This window comes from Sphingomonas asaccharolytica NBRC 15499 (assembly GCF_001598355.1).
Lineage (GTDB): Bacteria > Pseudomonadota > Alphaproteobacteria > Sphingomonadales > Sphingomonadaceae > Sphingomonas > Sphingomonas asaccharolytica.
On the sequence record NZ_BCYU01000129.1, the window covers coordinates 1 to 7,186 of the forward strand.

8 protein-coding genes are annotated in these 7,186 nt (G+C 65.8%); 3 read left to right on the forward strand and 5 right to left on the reverse strand.

Going from position 1 to position 7,186, the window contains the following annotated elements:
• Both SAS01S_RS20895 and SAS01S_RS20900 read right to left on the reverse strand, forming a co-directional pair.
• The coding region (locus tag SAS01S_RS20895; protein ID WP_157082933.1) for a sulfite exporter TauE/SafE family protein at window positions 1-399 on the reverse strand (399 nt) is incomplete at its 3' end.
• 15 nt (window positions 400-414) lie between these two features.
• Window positions 415-924, reverse strand: coding sequence for a sterol desaturase family protein (locus SAS01S_RS20900; protein WP_066812993.1), 510 nt, complete (start codon window positions 922-924; stop codon window positions 415-417).
• 115 nt (window positions 925-1,039) lie between these two features.
• Between SAS01S_RS20900 and sucC the strand changes: the two genes are divergently transcribed.
• The 3 genes from sucC to SAS01S_RS20915 all read left to right on the forward strand — a co-directional run bounded on the left by sucC (window position 1,040) and on the right by SAS01S_RS20915 (window position 4,167).
• Window positions 1,040-2,254, forward strand: a complete 1,215-nt coding sequence (gene sucC / locus SAS01S_RS20905) for an ADP-forming succinate--CoA ligase subunit beta (RefSeq protein WP_066812995.1) — start codon at window positions 1,040-1,042, stop codon at window positions 2,252-2,254.
• A 225-nt stretch (window positions 2,255-2,479) separates the two neighbouring features.
• Window positions 2,480-3,238 carry an electron transfer flavoprotein subunit beta/FixA family protein gene (locus tag SAS01S_RS20910; protein ID WP_066812997.1) on the forward strand — a complete coding sequence of 253 codons (759 nt, stop codon included), beginning with the start codon at window positions 2,480-2,482 and terminating at the stop codon, window positions 3,236-3,238.
• Window positions 3,235-4,167, forward strand: coding sequence for an electron transfer flavoprotein subunit alpha/FixB family protein (locus tag SAS01S_RS20915; RefSeq protein ID WP_066812998.1), 933 nt, complete (start codon window positions 3,235-3,237; stop codon window positions 4,165-4,167). The genes SAS01S_RS20910 and SAS01S_RS20915 overlap by 4 nt, the downstream gene beginning before the upstream one ends.
• A 339-nt stretch (window positions 4,168-4,506) precedes the next feature.
• Here SAS01S_RS20915 and SAS01S_RS20920 read toward each other — a convergent pair whose 3' ends face one another.
• The 3 genes from SAS01S_RS20920 to SAS01S_RS20930 all read right to left on the reverse strand — a co-directional run.
• Window positions 4,507-5,730 carry an MFS transporter gene (locus SAS01S_RS20920; RefSeq protein WP_066813000.1) on the reverse strand — a complete coding sequence of 408 codons (1,224 nt, stop codon included), beginning with the start codon at window positions 5,728-5,730 and terminating at the stop codon, window positions 4,507-4,509.
• A 1-nt stretch (window position 5,731) separates the two neighbouring features.
• Window positions 5,732-6,736: a histone deacetylase family protein gene (locus SAS01S_RS20925; RefSeq protein WP_066813002.1), complete on the reverse strand. Its 1,005-nt coding sequence runs from the start codon at window positions 6,734-6,736 to the stop codon at window positions 5,732-5,734.
• Window positions 6,736-7,186, reverse strand: a 451-nt coding sequence (locus tag SAS01S_RS20930) for a Na+/H+ antiporter NhaA (protein WP_174544997.1), incomplete at its 5' end; no start/stop codon positions are given. The genes SAS01S_RS20930 and SAS01S_RS20925, both read right to left, overlap by 1 nt.

Below are 7,186 nucleotides of genomic sequence, written 5' to 3' on the forward strand. Positions count from 1 at the left end.
GAGCCACTCGGGAAAGCCCCTGGCCACTTGCGGCGGGCCGTTACGGTCCGCCCAGAGGCGATAGATACCGAACAGCAAGGAGATCGCGCCGACCGCGCCGAGCACCGCGCTTTCCGACAATTTTGCGGCGAACAGATAGCCGAGCACGATCCCCAGGATCGCCCCCGGCATCATCCAGCCGAGCAATCGCCAGTCGACCGTGCGGCGGAACGCCCAGACCCCGACCACATCCTGGACGATCAGGATCGGCAACAGGATCGCCGCCGCCTGGACCGGCGAGATGACGAAAGCGAGCATCGGCAGCGACAGCGCGCCGAGCCCCGCGAACCCGCCCTTGGACAGGCCGAGCATCAGCACCGCCGGGATCGCCAGCGCATAGAAATGCCAGTCGAGGATCACCGCGCGTTTATACCGTCAACTATCGAGCGAGATCGCCGGCGCGCGCACGCCGGCATTGCCGCGGCGGTTGAGCTCGGCCTTGAGCGTCTCGGGCGGCGGGGCCCACAGGAAGCCGAAGCTGACCGTGCCGCGCTTCGTCTCGACCACATGGTGCAGCCGATGCGCCTGAATGATCCGCTTCATATAGGCCGATCGCGGCAGATAGCGCGTCGCGACCCGGCGATGGACGATGACGTCGTGGAACCCGAAATAGATCGCGCCATAGGCCGCGATTCCGGCGCCGATCCAGCTGCAGCCCCACCACCAGCCGAGATCGACGCCGCCCAGCAGCAACAGGATCGACGGTACCGCGAAGATCACCGCGTAAAGATCGTTGAGTTCCCATCTGCCGGCCCGCGGCCGGTGATGGCTGGCGTGGAGGAACCAGCCGGGGCCGTGCATCACCCAGCGATGCATCACATAAGCGAACCCCTCCATCGCGATCACGGTGGCGAGGAAGAGCAGCATGCCGAGAGCCCAGGTCATCCCGCGCGTTATAGAACTACTGCTAGTCCAAGGCGAGCGGGGGTGGATTCATCGTTCCCGCTGTGCTTAAGGCCTCCCCATTCCCTTTCTTCGAAAACCCGAGAGAAGGCCCTTCATGAACATTCACGAATACCAGGCCAAGGAACTGCTCGCGAAATTCGGCGTGCCCGTGCCCGCCGGCTATGCCGCGATGACCGTCGACGAAGCGGTCGACGCCGCCAGGCAACTCCCCGGGCCGCTTTATGTCGTGAAGGCGCAAATCCATGCCGGCGGCCGCGGCAAGGGCAAGTTCAAGGAACTCGGCCCCGACGCCAAGGGCGGTGTCCGCCTCGCCAAGACGCTCGACGAGGTGCGCGCCGCCGCTGAGGACATGCTCGGCAATACGCTCGTCACCGTCCAGACCGGCGAGCATGGCAAGCAGGTCAATCGCCTCTACGTCACTGACGGCGTCGACATCGCCAAGGAATTCTACCTCGCGCTGCTCGTCAACCGCGCGACCGGTCGGGTCTCGATGGTCGCCTCGACCGAAGGCGGCATGGACATCGAAACCGTGGCGCACGACACGCCCGAGAAGATCCACGCGATCGACATCGACACCGCGACCGGCTTCATGCCGCATCACGGCCGCGCCGTTGCCGCCGCGCTCGAACTGAAAGGCGATCTCGCCAAGCAGGCGGCGAACGTCGCGTCCAAATTGTACGACGCTTTCCTCGGCACCGATGCCGAGCAGATCGAGATCAACCCGCTCGCGGTTACCGAAGCTTCTGGTGATTCTGGGGCAAAGCTGATGGTGCTCGACGCCAAGGTCGGCTTCGACGGCAACGCCATGTTCCGTCACAAGGACCTGATGGAGCTGCGCGACGAATCCGAAGAGGATCCCGCCGAGCTCGAAGCGTCGAAATACGACCTCGCCTATATCAAGCTCGACGGCGATATCGGCTGCATGGTCAATGGCGCCGGCCTCGCCATGGCGACGATGGACATCATCAAGTTGAACGGCATGTTCCCGGCCAACTTCCTCGATGTCGGCGGCGGCGCCAACAAGGAAAAGGTCACCGCGGCGTTCAAGATCATCCTGAGCGATCCCGCGGTGAAGGGCATCCTGGTCAACATCTTCGGCGGCATCATGCGCTGCGACATCATCGCCGAGGGCATCGTCGCCGCGGCGAAGGAAGTGAATTTGAGCGTGCCGCTGGTCGTCCGCCTCGAAGGCACCAACGTCCAGCAGGGCAAGGACATCCTGGCCAATTCCGGCCTGGCGATCGTTCCGGCCAACGATCTCGGCGACGCGGCACAGAAGATCGTCGCCGAGGTTAAGAAGGCGGCTTGATATTCCCCTCTCCCGTCGGGAGAGGGTTGCGTAGACTTGGGTCTTGCGCAGCAAGGCCCTAGGCGTAGCTGGGTGAGGGGATCACCCTATCGAGAGCATATCCCCTCATCCAAGCTCCGCTAGGCAGCAAGCTGCCAAGCTGCGCTATCCTTCTCCCTCTGGAGAAGGTTTGGACTGACCTCCTCTCCTCCCCGGGAAGGAGTTGGGACCACAGGAGTGGATGGAATGAAAGTCTTGGTGCCGGTCAAGCGCGTGCTTGACTATAATGTGAAGCCCCGCGTGAAGGCGGACGGGACGGGGGTCGATCTGGCCAACGTCAAGATGTCGATGAACCCGTTCGACGAGATCGCGGTCGAAGAGGCGATCCGCCTGAAGGAAGGTAAGAATGGGGGCGGCGTGACCGAGATCGTCGCCGTGTCGATCGGCGAGCAGAAGTCGCAGGAAACGCTGCGGACCGCGCTGGCGATGGGCGCCGATCGCGCGATCCTGGTCGTGTCGGACGAGAAGGTCGAGCCGCTCGGCGTCGCCAAATTGCTCAAGGCGATCGTCGATGCCGAAAAGCCCGATCTGGTGATCCTGGGCAAGCAGGCGATCGACGACGACAACAATCAGACCGGCCAGATGCTGGCCGGCCTGCTCGGCGTTGGCCAGGCGACTTTTGCTTCCAAGGTCGAACTGACCGCCGACAGCGTCACCGTGACACGCGAAGTCGATGGCGGATCGGAGACCGAGAAGCTGTCGCTGCCGGCGATCATCACTACCGACCTTCGCCTCAACGAGCCGCGTTATGCCTCGCTGCCCAACATCATGAAGGCCAAGTCGAAGCCGCTCGATCAGAAGACGCCGGCCGATTACGGCGTCGACGTCACCCCGCGGCTGACCACGCTCAAGGTCGTCGAACCGCCCAAGCGCACCGCCGGCGTCAAGGTCGCCGATGTCGATGAGCTGGTTGCCAAACTCAAGGCTCTGGGAGTCGCGAAATGAAGACGCTCGTCTGGGTCGAACATGACGGCAAGACCGTCAAGGACGCCACGCTCGCCGTGGTCACCGCCGCTTCGAAGCTTGGCGAAGTCGATCTCCTGGTCGCCGGATCGGGCATCGATGCCGTCGCCGCCGAGGCCGCCAGGATCGCCGGGGTCAGCAACGTGCTGACCGCCGACAATGCCGCGCTCGAACATCCGCTGGCCGAGACGGTCGCGCCGCTGATCGTCAAATTGATGGCCGATCACGACGCGTTCCTCGCGCCTGCCACGTCGAACGGCAAGAACATCGCGCCGCGCGTCGCCGCGTTGCTCGACGTCATGCAGATCAGCGACATCCTGTCGGTCGAGAGCGCCGACACGTTCACCCGCCCGATCTATGCCGGCAACGCGATCGCCACGGTGCAGACCAGCGACAAGAAGCTGGTCATCACCGTGCGCGGCACCGCGTTCGAGAAGGCCGCGCCCGAGGGAGGTACTGCCAACGTGGTGTCGACCGACAGCGCCGGGCTGGAGCAATCGGTGTCGACCTATGTCGGGTCGGAGATCGCCAAGCTCGAACGTCCCGAACTGACCAGCGCCAAGATCATTGTCTCGGGCGGCCGCGCGCTCGCCTCGAGCGAGAACTTCCACGCGGTGATCGAGCCGCTCGCCGACAAGCTCGGCGCCGCGGTCGGCGCGTCGCGCGCCGCGGTCGATGCGGGCTATGTCCCCAACGACTATCAAGTCGGCCAGACCGGCAAGATCGTCGCCCCCGAAGTCTATATGGCGATCGGCATTTCGGGCGCGATCCAGCATCTCGCCGGCATGAAGGATTCGAAGACGATCATCGCGATCAACAAGGACGAGGACGCCCCGATCTTCCAGGTGGCGGACATCGGCCTGGTCGGCGATCTGTTCAAGATCGTGCCGGAGCTGACGTCTAAACTGTAGGGAGCAGCGCCAGCTGCGCACCGGCGCGAGCGGCGAAGCCCGCTCGCGACAGTTAGACCGGCCGGCGGCGCTCCGGCGCCGACCGACGACGCGGAACTTGCTTCCGCGTCGTTGCCCTGTGGGAGAGGTGCCGTCCCAACCAATTTCGACGGCACGGAACCTTCAAGCGGGATCCGCGAGGCCCCACAAAAGAGTAAGCCCCGTCGCACATGGTGCGGCGGGGCTCCCTAAGACGATCCTACGCGCGAAGCGTCGGATCGTCGAAATGCTCTCTCTTTCGTTCAAGCTGGTTAAAAACGCTCCGGTTGCGCCGCGGTTCCCGCAGATGACGAAAATATTTCAGTCAGTCCCGAGCGGTTTGGGCGGCGTCACTTCGTTCTGTGGCAATGGCGGGATCGTCCTCAGCACGAGCCCCAGCATCAACGCGATCGCGCCCAGTGCCCCGCAGAACCACGCCACCCCGGGCCATCCCGCGCGCGTCCAGGCGATCCCGCACAACGACCCCAGCACACTCGATCCGGCATAATAGAAGAATAGATAGAGCGCCGCTGCCTGCCCGCGTTGCGCGAGCGCGCGACGCCCGACCCAGGCACTGGCGATCGAATGCGCGCCGAAAAAGCCGATCGTCACCACGCCGATCCCCGCCACGACCAAAGCGAGCGGCTGCGCGGCCGTCAGCGCCACTCCGGCGATCAGCAACACGACCGGCATCCAGAAAATGCGTCGCCGCCCCAGCCGGCCAGCGACGCCGCCGAACCAGGCCGAGCTCCACGAGCCGAGCAGATAAAGCAGGAAGATCGCGCCGACCGCGGCGTGTCCCAGCGAATAGGGCGGCGCCATCAGCCGGAAACCGGCATAATTGTAGATGCTGACGAACACGCCCATCAGCACGAACGCCTCGAGAAATAGCAGTTGCATCGCGCGGTCGCGAAACAGATCGAGGAAGCCGCGCGCCACCTCGCCCAGCGGCGGCGCCGAGCGAACGAAATGCAGCGATTCGGGGGCGAGCCGGCGAAACGCCTCCGCCATCGCGATCCCCGCGACCCCGACCAACGCCACCGCGCCGCGCCAGCCCGCGACATCGGTCAACAGGCTGACCCCGAGCCGCCCGGCCATCCCGCCGATCGCGCTGCCGCCGATATAGAGCCCCATCGCCGAACCGACCGAGGCATGGTCGACCTCCTCGCTGACATAGGCCATCGCCACCGCCGGCACGCCGGCCAGCGCCACCCCGGTCAGGAAGCGCAAGGCGAGCAGTGCCGGCCAACCCGGCGCCGCGGCGGTCGCCAGGCTGAACCCGCCCGCCAGGAACATCGCCGCGACCATCATCGGCCGCCGCCCCCAGCGGTCGGACAGCGCGCCCGCGATCAGGATGCCAACCGCCAGCGGCCCGGTCGCGAGCCCGACGGCCAGGCTCGCTGCTTCGGCGCTCAGGTGGAAGTCATGCGCGAACAGCGGCAGCAATGGCTGCGCCGAATAAAGCAGCGAAAAGGTCGAGAACCCGGCGAACAGCATCGCCATCGTCAACCGCCGGTAATCGGGACTGCCCTTGGCCAGCGGCATGTCAGAAGCCGCTCAACAGGCTCGCGACATTCTCGCCGAGCGCGTCGACCGCATAGCCGCCTTCCATCACGATAACGGTCGGCAATCCCGCGGCGGCGATATCCTTGGCGAGCACGGCATAATCGGGCGTCTCGATCCTGAAAGCGGAGATGGGATCGCCGAAATAGGTATCGGCGCCGAAGCTCACCACCAGCAACTCGGCGCCGAAATCGGCGATCGCCCGCAATGCGCGGGCCTGCGCATGGCGAAAGGCGTCGAGCGTCGTCCCCTGGGGCAATGGCAGGTTGAGCGTGGCGCCATGCCCTTCACCCTCGCCCATCTCATCTTCATGGCCCCAGTAAAAAGGGTAATCGGTCGCCGGATCGGCGTGGAGCGAGGCGTAGAAGACGTCGCCGCGCGACCAGAAGATGTCCTGCGTGCCGTTGCCGTGATGATAGTCGATGTCGAGGATCGCGACCCGGCGCTTGCCGGCATCGCGCGCGGCCTGCGCCGCGATCGCCGCCGCATTCAGATGGCAATAACCGCCATAATAATCCGCCCCGGCATGATGGCCGGGCGGGCGGCACAAGGCGAAGGCGGCGCGATTGCCGTCGAGCACAGCGTGCGCCGCGGCGAGCGCCGATTGCGCGCTCCAATAAGCGCTATCCCAGGTGTGCGGGGTGATCGGGGTCGCGGCGTCGAAACTATATTGCCCAATCAGCGCATCGATCCGGTCGAGCCGCAGCGGCCGGCGCCTGACCACCGGCCAGACATAGCCGACGACATCGCCGGGCCGCCCCGCCTCTGCCCAGCGCGCCGCCGCCGATTTTAGGAAGGCGACGTAGTCCGCATCGTGCACCGCCAGGATCGGCGTCTCGCCGCGATCCTCGGGCGCTTCAGCCCCGCCGATCGCGGCCAGGATCGCCTCGGCGCGCGCCGGCGTCTCGGCATAATCGGTGAAGCCGCCATTATGCAGCTCGCGCGCCGGCGCGTGGAGCAATTGCCGGGGATCGAAGAATTTGCGCATCATGCCTCGCGCGCCGGCCGCGCCACCCAGCGCAGCACCACGAACCCGGCCAGGCCCGACAGGATCGATCCGATCAGCACCCCGACCTTGACCCGGTCGATCAGCGCTGGGTCGGTAAAGGCGAGCCCGCCGATGAACAGGCTCATCGTGAAGCCGATCCCGGCGAGCAGCAATACGCCATAGACCTGAGTCCACGATGCCTTGCCCGGCCGCTCCGCCCAGCCGAGCTTCACCGCGAGCGCGACGGCGCCGAGCATGCCGGTCTGCTTGCCGACGAACAGGCCCGCCGCGACCGCGATCACCAGCGGCTCGGCAAGGACGTGCAGCCCCTGCCCGCCCAGCGACACCCCGGCATTGGCGAACCCGAACAGCGGCACGACCAGGAAGGCGATCCACGGGCTGAGCGTGTGTTCGAGCCGATGCAGCGGCGATTCGGCATCGTCGGGCGCG